This is a genomic window from Modestobacter roseus, assembly GCF_007994135.1.
GTDB classification, from domain to species: Bacteria; Actinomycetota; Actinomycetes; order Mycobacteriales; family Geodermatophilaceae; genus Modestobacter; species Modestobacter roseus.
On sequence record NZ_VLKF01000001.1, the window covers coordinates 3,818,253 to 3,832,518 of the forward strand.

Genomic DNA, 14,266 nt, shown 5'->3' on the forward strand with positions numbered 1-14,266 from the left:
GGTGAGCACGGTAACCCGGTGGTTGACGCCCGACCCGGGTCGTGGTGGACTCGTCCCGAGAGGCAGAACGACCGTTCTGTCTACTAATCCGACACCGGGAGGCCAGTCCCATGGCTGCCGTCTACACCGCCATCGCCACCGCCACGGGTGAGGGCCGCAACGGCCACACCCGCACTTCCGACGGATCGGTCGACCTCGACCTCAAGGTCCCCACCGAGATGGGGGGCCCCGGTGGCGGCGCGAACCCCGAGCAGCTCTTCGCCGCGGGCTACGCCGCCTGCTTCCACGGTGCCCTGAAGGTGGTGGCCCGCAACCAGAAGGTCTCCTTCACCGACTCCGCGGTCACGGCCGAGGTGGGCATCGGCCCGAACGACGCCGGCGGGTTCGCTCTCGAGGTCGCCCTGCACGTCGAGCTCGGCGGTGTCGACCAGGCGGCGGCCGAGCAGCTGGTGCAGGCCGCCCACCAGGTGTGCCCCTACTCCAACGCCACCCGCGGCAACATCCCGGTGACCCTGCAGACGACCGTCGCCTGAGGGTGAGGTGGGGGCCGAGCGGCCCCCACCTGCCTCAGCGGGTCAGCGTCCCGAGGTCGATCGGGAGCTGGATGCCGGTGACGTGCCGGGCCTCGTCGGAGGCCAGCCAGGCGACCGCGTTCGCGATGTCCTCCGGCTGGGAGACGGGGTCGGGCAGCGTCTGCATGAAGATCGGTCCCAGTGTCGCGGCGTGCTGGGTGATCAGCGGCTGGAGGTCGTCGACCGTCATCCCGGTGGCGACACCGTGCGGGTGGATGGTGTTGACCCGGATGCCGTGCTGCCCGAGCTCGTTGGCCATCGACCGGGCCAGCCCGACCACGCCGTGCTTGGTCGCCGCGTAGTGCCCCAGGAAGGGCAGTCCGCGCAGGCCGGCCACCGAGCTGGTGATGATGATCGAGCCGCCGGTGCCCTGCTCGATGAGCAGCGGCACGGTGGCCTTCGCGGTGAAGAAGACGCCGGTCAGGTTGGTGTCGATCGTCTCCTGCCACTGCTCGACGGAGATCTCCCAGGACGGGTTGGCCGAGCAGATGCCGGCGTTGGCGATCACCACGTCGAGCCGCCCCAGCTCGGCGACGCCCTCCTGCACGGCCGCGCTCAGTCCGGCGAAGTCCCGGACGTCGGCCTCGCGGGCCACCACCCGCCGGCCCTGCTCCTCCACCAGCCGCGCGGTCTCGGCCAGGTCGTCGGGGGTCGGGCCGGGGTAGGCCGTCGTCCCCGCGGACTTGTTGACGTCGATCGCGATGACGTCGGCGCCCTCGCGGGCCAGGCGGACGGCGTGCGCCCGGCCCTGCCCGCGGGCGGCTCCGGTGATCAGGGCGACCTTGCCCTCGAGTCGGCGTGCGCTCATCAGCAGCTCCTCCGGTCGGCTTCGTTGCACTCAGTGCAGTGTGAGCGTCGTCACCGTAGCCCTGATCGCCGCGTCGTGGGACTCGTTACCGTGCGCTCCGTGCCCGACGTCTCCCTCCGCGAGCAGCACCGCCTGGCCAGCTGGCGCGCCCTGCAGGCGGCCGCCGTCCGGCTGGTGGGGGAGCGTGGCTTCGCTGCCGTCACCGTCGACGACGTGGCGGGGGCGGCGGGCGTCTCCCGGCGGACCTTCTTCAACCACTTCCCGACCAAGGCCGCGGCCCTGTTCGACCCCGACCCGGACGACGCCGCGCGTCTCGACCAGTTGCTCGCCGCCGCCGACGGGGAACCGGACCTGTGGGCCGCCCTGCGCGGGGTCTGGCTCGGTTTCCTCGACGGGGCGCAGGCGCTGCAACTCGCCGCGGTCCGCCGGCAGCTGGTGGACGACCCGGAGCTGGCCGCCTACGTCCGCTCGGCGTACCGGTTCGTCGAGGACGCGATGGAGCGCTGGGCATCCCGGCGCCAGGCCGCCGACCCGTTCACCTCGTCGCTCGCGGTGCACGCCGCCGGCGCCGCGGTCGCCACCGCCTTCGGCACCTGGTCGCCCCGGGACGACCCGGCGGGCTTCCTGCCCGCCGTCGCCCGGGGCTTCGACGCCCTGGCGCCGGCTTTCCGCTGACCTCCGGTTCGCTCCTCCCGCCTGCTGATCACGGGGCTGTCGCCGCCGAACGGCTGCACGCCCCGGCAACAGCCCCATGATCGACGAGGGCGCGGGGGACTACGCCTTGATGATCGCCGCGACCGGGCCGCCGCCGCTCGGGCCCTGGTGCACCGCGGCCACCGACACGAACACCGCCGGGTCGCCGGTCACCGACGCGGCCACGCCGCCGACGGTGGCCTTGATCTGCCGGTGCCAGAAGACGTCGGAGTCGTCGAGCATCGCGTTCCGCCGGCCGCGCACGTAGCCGGTCGGGTCGGCCTCGCACTTGAGGAAGACGTTGACCAGCCGGTCGCCCAGGTCGCTGACGTGCGGCCGCTCGGGCAGCTCCATCCCCGCCTCGCGGATGGCGTCCCAGATGCCGTCCTGGTCGAGGGCGTCCTTCATCACCGAGTGGCCGATCCGGTAGGCGCCACCGTGGCCGCGGGCGTTGCCGACGACGACGATCTGCGCCCGGTCCAGCTCCACGCCCGACGAGCAGGACGCGACCGCGCTGAACAGCGACAGGTCGCGCATGACCTGCTCCTGCGTCGGCATCTCGATCTCGCCCAGCGCCACCGCGATGCCCAGCGCCGTCGTGCCGTTGGACAGGTCCATCGACCCGTGCGGCTCGTCGTAGTAGGTGTCCTCGCCGCGGGACTTCGCCTCGCGGATCGTCTCGATCGTCAGCAGCGGCGTCTTGGTCTGCACGTAGTGGACGTCGGCCGGGTCGGTGATGCCCGCGGCCGCCATCGCCCGGCGCACGCCCTCGGCGACCTTCTCCACCATGGCGATCCGGCCGATGTCCTCGGGGTTCAGCACCTCGCTCATCGCGTACCCGACGGTCAGCCGCGGCTCGTCGGTCTTCCCCACCGCCTCCTCCGGCAGCGTGGCGAAGATCGTCGCGTGCGGGCTGATCACGCCGTCGGTGCCGCCGGACCAGACGATCGGGATGTCCCCGACCTCCTCCTTGCTCCGCGAGCCCTTCTCCAGCAGCACCTCGCGGAAGGCCCGGTCGGCGATGATCCGGGTGTAGTCGTTGACCCCGCCGTTGCCCTCGGTCTTGCCGATGACGGCGACGACCCGGTCGGCCTCCATGACGCCGTCGTCGATCAGCTTGGCGAGCTCGGAGGCGTCGCTCACGTTGTGCAGCGGGACCTTGCGGACCTCGATCGGTGCGGGCACGGCTTTCTCCTATGCGGTGAGGACGGTGCCGACGCCGTCACCGGCGACGGCGTCGGAGATGTGTTCCAGGGACGTGACGACGGCGCGGGCGCCGGCCCGGCGGTCGACGAAGCGGAGCGCGGCCTCGACCTTCGGGCCCATGCTGCCCCGGGCGAACTGACCGGCGGCGGCGTGCGCCCGGAGCTCGGCGACGGTGACCCGGCCCAGCGGCCGCGCGGCCGGCGTGCCGAAGTCGACCATCACGTGCGGGACGTCGGTGGCGATGACGAGCGTGTCGGCGCCCACGTCGGCGGCGAGCAGGGCCGCGGTCAGGTCCTTGTCGATGACCGCCTCGACGCCGCGCAGCGCGCCGCCGTCCCGGCCGTCGTCGACCACCGGCACGCCGCCGCCCCCGGCGCAGACGACGACGAAGCCGGCCCCGGCCAGCGCACGGATCGCCGCGACGTCGACCACCGCCAGCGGTTCCGGCGAGGCGACGACGCGCCGCCAGCCGCGTTCCCCGCGGTCCTCCCAGACCTGGCCCAGCCCGATGAAGTGCTGCGCGCGCTCTCGCGGCAGGTGGCGGCCGACGGGCTTGGTCGGGGACCGGAAGCCGGGGTCGGCCGCGTCGACCAGCGTGCGGGTGACCAGGGCGGCGGTGCGCTGCGGCAGCCCGCGGGCGGCGAGCGCGGCGTCCAGCTCGTCGGCCACGGTGAAGCCGATCGTGGCCTGGGTCTGGGCCACGTTCCAGTCCAGCGGCACCGGGGGCACCTCGTGTGCGGCGAGCTCGTTCTTGACCAGCAGGTTCCCCACCTGCGGGCCGTTGCCGTGGGTGACCACGACCTCGACCCCGGTCGCGACGACGGCGGCCAGGTGTCCGGCGGCGACGGCGATCGCGTCGCGCTGCGCACCGGGGGTGGCCGACCCGTCGGGGCCGGTCATCGCATTGCCGCCCAGGGCGACGACCACGCGGCGGGGAGGGGTCACCCGCCGGACCCTAGCGGTCCGGTGCCTTAGCGGTGAAGTACCTGCGGTCAGGCGGCGGCGACGAGCGCGGCGTCCTCGGCCGGCGGCACGGCGAACTGGTCGGTGACGGCGGCGGCGAGCCGGGCGTCCCGCTGCAGCGGGGGCAGCGGCGGGAGGGCGGGCAGCTCGGAGGGGAGCAGCACCCGGATCTCCTCCGCCTCGGCGGCGGTGACGTCCTCGGCCAGGGCGTCGTCCTCATCGTCGTCCGCGGTGACGGCGTCGCCGGTGACTGCGTTCCCGGTGACGGTGTCCTCGGTGACGGCCTCCGCTGTCGCGTCGACGTCCGCGAGCGGCTCGGGCACGACGTCGTCCCAGTGCTCGGCGAGGTCCGCGATCACGTGCATGGCCTCGTCGTGCAGCTGCTCGACGTACGCGCGCCCGGCAGCGGCCATCTCCTCGAAGGGAACGGGTTCCCCGGTGCTCTGCAGATCGGTCACGCCGGTGTTCTCGGCAGTCCCGGGGCGGACTGTTACCCCCGGGTTCCGTTACTCAACGTCGCCAGAAGTCGAAACGGTCCCGGCCGGGGCGGAAACCCGCCTGCTCGACGACGTCGACCGCCAGGTCGAAGCGCTGCCCGACCAGGTGCGGCTGGTGGGCGTCGCTGCCGAAGCTCACCGCGTCGCCGCCCTCCTCGCGGTACCAGCGCAGCAGCTCCACCGACCACAGCGGGCTGGTGGTGTTCACCTCGAGCGCCCGGCCGCTGCCGGCCAGCGCCCGGAAGACCGCCCGGTACTCCTCCTCGAACGCCGCCTCCGGGTAGGCGTCCCGCCCCCCGGGCCAGTAGCGACGCGGGTAGTCGCAGTGGGCGAGCACCTGGAAGACGTCGCTGGCCTCGATCATCCCCACCATCTCGGTGAGGTAGCGGCGCATCGTGCCGACCACGTCGACCCCCGGTGCGTGCAGCAGCCGGTTGACCCCCATCAGCCGGCCGTCGACGGGCAGGGAGTGCAGCGAACCCAGGATGCGGTCGACCGGGGACGCGCTCAGGTGCGCCGCGACGCTCGCCCCGAACAGGTGCGGCTCGCCGGCCTCCACCCCGGACCACACGCGCAGCTGGGGGAAGCGCTGCCGGGCCTCCCAGATCGTCTCGGCGTACAGGTCGACGTCGATCGGCAGCTGGTTGGCCGGGTGCCGGTCGGTGAGGCCCTGGGCCGTGGCCCGGTCGGCGGCGTCCCAGACGGTGAAGTCCAGGTGCTCGGTGAAGGCGATCGCGGGCAGGCCGATCTCGACGGCGCGCGCGCAGGCCCGCAGGAGCGAGGCCCGTGGCCCGGTGTCCCAGGAGAACTCGCTGTGCACGTGGTTGTCCGGCGGCAGCATCAGACGCCATCCAACCGTCCGTCCACAGTCACCGCACACCGGGTCCCGTTGTCGGTACCAGCGCCTACCGTGCGGAGGCATGAGCACCATTGCGCCGCCGAGCACCGACCTGGCAGACGAGGCCCTCGGGGTGCTGCGCGAGCTCACCGGCCGATCGGACGCCGTCTTCCGCGAGGGGCAGGACGCCGCGGTCGCCGCGCTGGTCGAGCGACAGCAGCGCGCGCTGGTCGTGCAGCGCACCGGCTGGGGCAAGTCGGCGGTCTACTTCGTCTCCACCGCGTTGCTCCGCCGCCGCGGGGCCGGGCCGACGCTGCTGGTCAGTCCGCTGCTCGCGCTCATGCGCGACCAGGTCGCGGCCGCCGCCCGGGCCGGCATCAAGGCGGTGGAGATCTCCAGCTCGAACGTCACCGAGTGGGACGACGTGAACGCCCGGCTCGCCGCCGACGACGTCGACGTCCTGCTGGTCTCCCCGGAGCGGCTGACCAACCCGCGGTTCCGTGACGAGCAGCTCCCCGGCCTGGTCGAGCGCTGCGGGCTGCTCGTCGTCGACGAGGCGCACTGCGTCTCCGACTGGGGGCACGACTTCCGCCCCGACTACCGGCGCATCCGCGACCTGCTGGGGCAGCTGGCCCCGGGCACCCCGGTGCTCGCCACGACGGCGACGGCGAACGAGCGGGTGGTCGCCGACGTCGCCGAGCAGCTGGGCGCCGGTGGCGTCGAGGTCACCACCGTGCGCGGGCCGCTGGCCCGCGACTCCCTGCGCCTGGGCGTGCTGCGGCTGGACACCGACCGCGCCCGGCTGGCCTGGCTCGCCGCCCACCTCGGCGACCTGCCGGGCAGCGGCATCGTCTACACGCTCACCGTGGCCGCGGCCGAGGAGACGGCCGCGCTGCTGCGCGACGCCGGGTACGACGTCCGCGCCTACACCGGCCGGCTGGACGACGCCGACCGCAAGGACGCCGAGGAGGCGCTGCGGGAGAACCGGGTGAAGGCGCTGGTCGCCACCTCGGCGCTGGGCATGGGCTTCGACAAGCCCGACCTGGGGTTCGTCGTCCACCTGGGCGCGCCGTCGTCGCCGGTCAGCTACTACCAGCAGGTCGGCCGCGCGGGCCGCGCGGTCGAGCACGCCGACGTCCTGCTGCTCCCCGGGCCGGAGGACATCGCGATCTGGCAGTGGTTCGCCACCTCCTCGATGCCGCGGGAGGACCACGCGGCCGCAGTCCTCACCGCCATGGCCGATGGCAAGGCCTGGTCGGTGGCGCGGTTGGAGACCGTCGCCGACGTCCGCCGTTCCCGGTTGGAGCTGCTGCTCAAGGTGCTGGCCGTCGACGGCGCGGTCGAGCGGGTGCAGGGCGGGTGGCGGTCGACCGGCGTCCCGTGGGTCTACGACGCCGACCGGTACTCCCGGGTCACCGCCACCCGGGAGGCCGAGCAGCGGTCGATGCTCAGCTACGCCAGACCCGTGGACGCCGCGGAGTGCCGGATGGCCTTCCTGCAGGAGGCGCTGGACGACCCGACCGCGGCCCCCTGCGGCCGCTGTGACGTCTGCGCCGGCCCCTGGTACGCGACCGACGTCCCGGCCGGTGCCGCCGAGGCTGCCTCGGCCCGGCTCGACCGGCCCGGGGTGGAGCTGGCGCCCCGCGCCCAGTGGCCCACCGGCGCCGACCGGCTCGGTGTCGAGGTGAAGGGGAAGATCGCGCCGGCCGAGCAGATCACCACCGGCCGCGCCGTCGCCCGGCTGACCGACCTCGGGTGGGGGCAGAAGCTCCGCTCCCTGCTCGGCGACGACGGTGTGGGCGGCGTGGCGACCCTGGCCGACGACGTCGAGGCGCCTCCGCTGGAGGAGGACCCGGACGCCGCGTACGACGTGAGCCACCGGGTCATCCGCCCGGGGCTGCCCAACGACGCACCGCCGGACGAGGAGCTGCTGAAGGCCTGCGGCCGGGTGCTCGGCGCCTGGGACTGGGCGCAGCGACCCGGTGCTGTGGTGGCCATGCCGTCGCGCCGGCGGCCCGCGCTGGTCACCGGCGTGGCCGAGGGGCTCGCCCGGATGGGCCGGCTGCCGTACCTCGGCTCGCTGGACCTCGCGCACGGCGGGCCGACCGGCGGCCCGGGCGGCAACAGCGCCTTCCGGCTGGCCGGCGTCTGGCAGCGGATCGTCGTCGGCCCCGGACTCCGGGACCGGTTGGCGGACGTCGGGGACGCGCCCGTGCTGCTGGTCGACGACCTCGCCGACTCCCGGTGGACGATGACCGTCGCCGGGCGCGAGCTGCGCCTGGCCGGTGCCGGGTCGGTGCTGCCGTTCGTGCTGGCCCTCTCTGCCTGAGGTTGTCCACAGCTTTTCGAACAGCTGTGCGAAAACTGCGCTAGCGTCGCATCATGACGCTCGCGCACCAGCCGTCCATGTGGGACGTCGCCGACGAGCCGGAGATCACCCACCTCGACGGCCGGGTCGTCCGCCACCAGCTCAGCGGCGGCGCCTGGGTCGATCACCTGCCCGGCTGGGTGGAGGGGTCCGACGCGGTGCTCGACGTCCTGCTGGGCGACATCGGCTGGCGGGCCGACCGGCGGCAGATGTACGACCGGGAGGTCGCCGTTCCCCGCCTGTTGCGGTGGTACGGCGGTGACGAGCAACTGCCGCACCCCCTGCTCACCGACGCGCGGCGCAGCCTGAACCACCACTACGGACCCGAGCTCGGAGAGCCGTTCGTCAGCGCGGGGATGTGCCTCTACCGCGACGGGCGCGACAGCGTCGCCTGGCACGGCGACCGCATCGGCCGCAGCAGGACGGAGGACACGATGGTCGCGATCGTGTCCTTCGGGTCCCCACGCCCGCTGCTGCTGCGACCGGTCGGCGGAGGGGAGAGCCTGCGCTTCCCACTCGGGCACGGAGACCTCGTGGTGATGGGCGGCTCCTGCCAGCGCACGTGGGAGCACTGCATCCCGAAGACGACGAAGGCGGTCGGACCGAGGGTCAGCGTCCAGTTCCGCCCCCGCGGGGTGGCCTGAGCGGCGTCCTCCCAGCTCAGGAGCGCCATCAGGTCTTCGGTGGACCCCCGGGGACCCCCCGGTTTGCAGGGCCCTCTGAGGGCGTGTAATGTCTTCCATGCACCGAGCGAGAACGGACCGGGCCGCAAGGCCTGGGAAACCGCCGGCCGAACCCCCTGAGGGTGAGCCGCTGCGGAGCTCGATGTACTGTGGGAACACCGCCGCGAACGATGGCCGAAGCAATTCGGTCGGGTTTCGTGCGCGTCCGCTCCTTGAGAACTCAACAGCGTGCCGAAAGTCAGTGCCATATAGTTAAACCCCCATTCGGCTGGGTCGCCTTCGGGTGGTCTGGTTGGGGATTCCTTTGGTTGATTGACATCGAGAGTGCTAGCTCTCGGTTCTCAGCCGTGGGTTGAATTCATCTACGGAGAGTTTGATCCTGGCTCAGGACGAACGCTGGCGGCGTGCTTAACACATGCAAGTCGAGCGAGGCCCTCCTTCGGGGGGTGCCCTAGCGGCGAACGGGTGAGTAACACGTGGGCAACCTGCCCTCAGCTCTGGGATAACTCCAAGAAATTGGTGCTAATACCGGATGTGACCGCTGACCGCATGGTCTGGTGGTGGAAAGATTTATCGGCTGAGGATGGGCCCGCGGCCTATCAGCTTGTTGGTGGGGTAGTGGCCTACCAAGGCGACGACGGGTAGCCGGCCTGAGAGGGTGACCGGCCACACTGGGACTGAGACACGGCCCAGACTCCTACGGGAGGCAGCAGTGGGGAATATTGCGCAATGGGCGAAAGCCTGACGCAGCGACGCCGCGTGAGGGATGACGGCCTTCGGGTTGTAAACCTCTTTCAGTAGGGACGAAGCGCAAGTGACGGTACCTACAGAAGAAGCACCGGCCAACTACGTGCCAGCAGCCGCGGTAATACGTAGGGTGCAAGCGTTGTCCGGAATTATTGGGCGTAAAGAGCTCGTAGGCGGTCTGTCGCGTCGGCTGTGAAAACCCGAGGCTCAACCTCGGGCCTGCAGTCGATACGGGCAGACTGGAGTACTGCAGGGGAGACTGGAATTCCTGGTGTAGCGGTGAAATGCGCAGATATCAGGAGGAACACCGGTGGCGAAGGCGGGTCTCTGGGCAGTTACTGACGCTGAGGAGCGAAAGCGTGGGGAGCGAACAGGATTAGATACCCTGGTAGTCCACGCCGTAAACGTTGGGCGCTAGGTGTGGGGGCCATTCCACGGTCTCCGTGCCGCAGCTAACGCATTAAGCGCCCCGCCTGGGGAGTACGGCCGCAAGGCTAAAACTCAAAGGAATTGACGGGGGCCCGCACAAGCGGCGGAGCATGTTGCTTAATTCGATGCAACGCGAAGAACCTTACCTAGGCTTGACATGCACGGAAATCTCGTAGAGATACGGGGTGCCTTTGGCGTCGTGCACAGGTGGTGCATGGTTGTCGTCAGCTCGTGTCGTGAGATGTTGGGTTAAGTCCCGCAACGAGCGCAACCCTCGTTCTATGTTGCCAGCACGTGATGGTGGGGACTCATAGGAGACTGCCGGGGTCAACTCGGAGGAAGGTGGGGATGACGTCAAATCATCATGCCCCTTATGTCTAGGGCTGCAAACATGCTACAATGGCCGGTACAAAGGGCTGCGATACCGCGAGGTGGAGCGAATCCCAAAAAGCCGGTCTCAGTTCGGATTGGGGTCTGCAACTCGACCCCATGAAGTTGGAGTCGCTAGTAATCGCAGATCAGCAACGCTGCGGTGAATACGTTCCCGGGCCTTGTACACACCGCCCGTCACGTCACGAAAGTCGGTAACGCCCGAAGCCGGTGGCCCAACCCTTGTGGAGGGAGCCGTCGAAGGCGGGATCGGCGATTGGGACGAAGTCGTAACAAGGTAGCCGTACCGGAAGGTGCGGCTGGATCACCTCCTTTCTAAGGAGCACTGGCCGCCACATTCTGTGTGGTGGTCCAGAGCCGTGCACGGACCGTGAAGTGTCCTCAATCTCGAGGGGCTCGGGTGTTCGTGGCGGAGCTCGAGGGTGGAACACTGACCAGTTCGGCTGGTGGCTTGGTGCTGCCCCTAGTACGGCCTTCTACTCGTTCGCGGGTGGGGGTGTGGAGCGGGGTGGTGGTGGGTGGCTGGTCGTAGGCACGCTGTTGGGTCCTGAGGGAACGGGCCGGCGTGGTCATGCCTGTGGGTGTGGCTGGGTTGGGTTGTTGCTTCTGGTGGCAGGGCTTCGTGCTCGTCATACCGCTGATCGTCTGCTGGTCCCTGTGTGGGGTTGGTGGGTGGTGGGGTCTGGTGGTGGGTGGTAGCGGGGTGACTGTTCGTCGTTTGAGAACTGCACAGTGGACGCGAGCATCTTTTGTAGGTATCTGGATATCCGCACTGGTCCATCACTTGTGTCACCGCTGGCGGCTTCGGTCGCTGGGCTGGGTCTTCGGGTCTGGTGGGTGGGGTTGGTGGTGGGTGGGTGTGGGTGTTGTTGTGTGGTCAAGTTGTTAAGGGCACACGGTGGATGCCTGGGCACCAGGAGCCGATGAAGGACGTAGGAGGCTGCGATAAGCCTCGGGGAGCTGCCAACCGAGCGTTGATCCGAGGATTTCCGAATGGGGGAACCCCGCACCAGTCATGTGGTGTGACCCGCGCCTGAACACATAGGGCGTGTGGAGGGAACGTGGGGAAGTGAAACATCTCAGTACCCACAGGAAGAGAAAACAACCGTGATTCCGTGAGTAGTGGCGAGCGAAAGCGGATGAGGCTAAACCGATTGCATGCCAAGCCGGCAGGCGTTGTGTGGTCGGGGTCGTGGGACGATTCAGCATCTTCTGCCGAGGGTGCAGGGAGTCAGAAAGTCTTGTGTTAGTGGAAGGCCTCTGGAAGGGGTCGCCGTAGAGGGTGAGAGCCCCGTACACGAAAACGCATGGCCTCCCGAGTTGTATCCCAAGTAGCACCGAGCCCGTGAAATTCGGTGTGAATCTGGCGGGACCACCCGCTAAGCCTAAATACTCCCTGGTGACCGATAGCGGACAAGTACCGTGAGGGAAAGGTGAAAAGTACCCCGGGAGGGGAGTGAAATAGTACCTGAAACCGTGTGCCTACAAGCCGTGAGAGCCTTATCCACTTCGGTGGAGGGGTGATTGCGTGCCTTTTGAAGAATGAGCCTGCGAGTTAGCGGTACGTGGCGAGGTTAACCCGTGTGGGGTAGCCGTAGCGAAAGCGAGTCCGAACAGGGCGTCTCAGTCGCGTGCTCTAGACCCGAAGCCGAGTGATCTACCCATGGCCAGGTTGAAGCGCGGGTAAGACCGCGTGGAGGACCGAACCCACTTCGGTTGAAAACGGAGGGGATGAGCTGTGGGTAGGGGTGAAAGGCCAATCAAACTCGGTGATAGCTGGTTCTCCCCGAAATGCATTTAGGTGCAGCGTCACGTGTTTCTTGCCGGAGGTAGAGCACTGGATGGCCTAGGGGGCCCACAAGCTTACTGAAGTCAACCAAACTCCGAATGCCGGTAAGTGAGAGCGTGGCAGTGAGACTGCGGGCGATAAGGTTCGTAGTCGAGAGGGAAACAGCCCAGATCATCGGCTAAGGCCCCTAAGCGTGTGCTAAGTGGAAAAGGATGTGGGATCGCAGTGACAACCAGGAGGTTGGCTTAGAAGCAGCCACCCTTGAAAGAGTGCGTAATAGCTCACTGGTCAAGTGGTTCCGCGCCGACAATGTAGCGGGGCTCAAGCACACCGCCGAAGCTGTGGCATTCACATGAACCCGTCCAGGATTTCGGTTCAGGGCCAGGTGTGTGGATGGGTAGGGGAGCGTCGTGTGGCGGTGGAAGCGGCGGAGTGATCCAGCCGTGGACGCCACACGAGTGAGAATGCAGGCATGAGTAGCGAAAGGGGAGTGAGAAACTCCCCCGCCGGATGACCAAGGGTTCCTGGGCCAGGCTAATCCGCCCAGGGTGAGTCGGGACCTAAGGCGAGGCCGACAGGCGTAGTCGATGGACAACGGGTTGATATTCCCGTACCCGCGAAAGAACGCCCATGCTGAACCCAGCGATGCTAACCATCCGAAGCCGGTGACTGACCTTCGGGTCTGATCTGGTGGAGCGTGGGACCCGGACTGGTAGTAGGCAAGCGATGGGGTGACGCAGGAAGGTAGTCCTACCGGTGAGTGGTAGTACCGGTGCAAGGGTGTGGCCCGTGCCATAGGTAAATCCGTGGCACATGCAGGGTGAGGCCCGACGCATAGCCGAATGAGGCGAATTGGATGATCCTATGCTGCCGAGAAAAGCCTCTAGCGAGTTCTTAGCGGCCCGTACCCCAAACCAACTCAGGTGGTCAGGTAGAGAATACCAAGGCGATCGAGCGAACTGTGGTTAAGGAACTCGGCAAAATGCCCCCGTAACTTCGGGAGAAGGGGGGCCATCTGCTGTGAACCGCCTTGCGCGGGGCAGCGGTGGGTGGCCGCAGAGACCAGTGAGAAGCGACTGTTTACTAAAAACACAGGTCCGTGCGAAGTCGAAAGACGATGTATACGGACTGACGCCTGCCCGGTGCTGGAACGTTAAGGGGACGGGTTAGCTCTTCGGGGCGAAGCTCAGAACTCAAGCGCCAGTAAACGGCGGTGGTAACTATAACCATCCTAAGGTAGCGAAATTCCTTGTCGGGTAAGTTCCGACCTGCACGAATGGCGTAACGACTTCTCAGCTGTCTCAACCACAGGCTCGGCGAAATTGCACTACGAGTAAAGATGCTCGTTACGCGCGGCAGGACGGAAAGACCCCGGGACCTTCACTATAGCTTGATATTGGTGTTCGGTTCGGCTTGTGTAGGATAGGTGGGAGACTGTGAAGCGGGCACGCCAGTGTTCGTGGAGTCATCGTTGAAATACCACTCTGGTCGAATTGGATGTCTAACCTCGGTCCGTGATCCGGATCAGGGACAGTGTCAGGTGGGTAGTTTAACTGGGGCGGTTGCCTCCCAAAATGTAACGGAGGCGCCCAAAGGTTCCCTCAGCCTGGTTGGCAATCAGGTGTCGAGTGCAAGTGCACAAGGGAGCTTGACTGCGAGACTGACGGGTCGAGCAGGAGCGAAAGCTGGGACTAGTGACCCGGCACCGGCATGTGGAAGCGGTGTCGCTCAACGGATAAAAGGTACCCCGGGGATAACAGGCTGATCTTCCCCAAGAGTCCATATCGACGGGATGGTTTGGCACCTCGATGTCGGCTCGTCGCATCCTGGGGCTGGAGTAGGTCCCAAGGGTTGGGCTGTTCGCCCATTAAAGCGGTACGCGAGCTGGGTTTAGAACGTCGTGAGACAGTTCGGTCCCTATCCGCCGTGCGCGTAAGAGACTTGAGAAGAGCTGTCCCTAGTACGAGAGGACCGGGACGGACGAACCTCTGGTGTGCCAGTTGTTCCGCCAGGAGCACTGCTGGTTGGCTACGTTCGGCAGGGATAACCGCTGAAAGCATCTAAGCGGGAAGCTCGCTTCAAGATGAGGTCTCTCACCGGGTCAACCGGGTAAGGCCCCCGCCCAGACCAGCGGGTTGATAGGCCGGAAGTGGAAGCGGCGTGAGTCGTGGAGCTGACCGGTACTAATAGGCCGAGGGCTTGATCACACACACCATCCAGCCTTTTCTTGCAAAATGTTGTCTCGCGTCCACTGTGCAGCTCTGAAACGACGAGCCCCCCGTA

9 protein-coding genes and 2 rRNA genes are annotated in these 14,266 nt (G+C 67.9%); 6 read left to right on the forward strand and 5 right to left on the reverse strand.

The genetic code is table 11. The features are described from left to right. Positions 1–110 precede the first annotated feature (110 nt). Entirely contained in the window at positions 111–533 is a 423-nt protein-coding gene (locus JD78_RS18325; RefSeq protein WP_153362278.1) for an organic hydroperoxide resistance protein, read from the forward strand. Positions 534–567: 34 nt separating this feature from the next. Here JD78_RS18325 and JD78_RS18330 read toward each other — a convergent pair whose 3' ends face one another. Then, positions 568–1,380 carry a mycofactocin-coupled SDR family oxidoreductase gene (locus tag JD78_RS18330; protein WP_153362277.1) on the reverse strand — a complete coding sequence of 271 codons (813 nt, stop codon included), beginning with the start codon at positions 1,378–1,380 and terminating at the stop codon, positions 568–570. A 99-nt stretch (positions 1,381–1,479) separates the two neighbouring features. On the opposite strand from JD78_RS18330, the gene JD78_RS18335 reads away from it, so the two are divergent. Then, positions 1,480–2,055 (forward strand): TetR family transcriptional regulator, encoded by a 576-nt coding sequence (locus JD78_RS18335; RefSeq protein WP_166521286.1) that lies wholly within the window; start codon positions 1,480–1,482, stop codon positions 2,053–2,055. 99 nt (positions 2,056–2,154) lie between these two features. Here JD78_RS18335 and bar read toward each other — a convergent pair whose 3' ends face one another. From bar to JD78_RS18355, 4 genes are read right to left on the reverse strand one after another with little or no spacing between them, the layout of a single operon-like run. Continuing rightward, a complete protein-coding gene (gene bar, locus JD78_RS18340) occupies positions 2,155–3,258 on the reverse strand; it encodes a barbiturase (RefSeq protein WP_153362275.1) in 1,104 nt (367 codons plus the stop codon). Positions 3,259–3,267: 9 nt separating this feature from the next. Continuing rightward, a complete protein-coding gene (locus JD78_RS18345) occupies positions 3,268–4,224 on the reverse strand; it encodes a carbamate kinase (protein WP_153362274.1) in 957 nt (318 codons plus the stop codon). Between the two features lie 47 nt (positions 4,225–4,271). Beyond that, complete coding sequence (locus JD78_RS18350; RefSeq protein WP_153362273.1) at positions 4,272–4,700, reverse strand: hypothetical protein; 429 nt, start codon at positions 4,698–4,700, stop codon at positions 4,272–4,274. A gap of 52 nt (positions 4,701–4,752) precedes the next feature. Then, entirely contained in the window at positions 4,753–5,580 is an 828-nt protein-coding gene (locus tag JD78_RS18355; protein WP_153362272.1) for a PHP domain-containing protein, read from the reverse strand. Between the two features lie 79 nt (positions 5,581–5,659). Here JD78_RS18355 and JD78_RS18360 point away from each other — a divergent pair, with 79 nt between their 5' ends. From JD78_RS18360 to JD78_RS18375, 4 genes are all read left to right on the forward strand, one after another. Beyond that, complete coding sequence (locus tag JD78_RS18360; protein WP_153362271.1) at positions 5,660–7,906, forward strand: RecQ family ATP-dependent DNA helicase; 2,247 nt, start codon at positions 5,660–5,662, stop codon at positions 7,904–7,906. A 53-nt stretch (positions 7,907–7,959) separates the two neighbouring features. After that, the gene (locus JD78_RS18365; RefSeq protein ID WP_153362270.1) at positions 7,960–8,589 is read left to right on the forward strand and encodes an alpha-ketoglutarate-dependent dioxygenase AlkB; all 630 of its coding nucleotides are present in this window, start codon (positions 7,960–7,962) and stop codon (positions 8,587–8,589) included. Between the two features lie 400 nt (positions 8,590–8,989). After that, positions 8,990–10,509: ribosomal RNA gene (locus JD78_RS18370) — 16S ribosomal RNA — on the forward strand. A 560-nt stretch (positions 10,510–11,069) separates the two neighbouring features. After that, positions 11,070–14,190, forward strand: a 23S ribosomal RNA gene (locus JD78_RS18375). The 16S and 23S rRNA genes sit together here, the layout of an rRNA operon. The last annotated feature ends 76 nt before the right edge of the window (positions 14,191–14,266 follow it).

What these genes read in the sequence shown, in the direction of transcription:
- JD78_RS18355 (WP_153362272.1), bottom strand. Translation starts at nt 5,580, where the DNA reads ATGCTGCCGCCGGACAACCACGTGCACAGCGAGTTCTCCTGGGACACC.
- JD78_RS18325 (WP_153362278.1), top strand. Translation starts at nt 111, where the DNA reads ATGGCTGCCGTCTACACCGCCATCGCCACCGCCACGGGTGAGGGCCGC.
- JD78_RS18360 (WP_153362271.1), top strand. Translation starts at nt 5,660, where the DNA reads ATGAGCACCATTGCGCCGCCGAGCACCGACCTGGCAGACGAGGCCCTC.
- JD78_RS18365 (WP_153362270.1), top strand. Translation starts at nt 7,960, where the DNA reads ATGACGCTCGCGCACCAGCCGTCCATGTGGGACGTCGCCGACGAGCCG.
- JD78_RS18330 (WP_153362277.1), bottom strand. Translation starts at nt 1,380, where the DNA reads ATGAGCGCACGCCGACTCGAGGGCAAGGTCGCCCTGATCACCGGAGCC.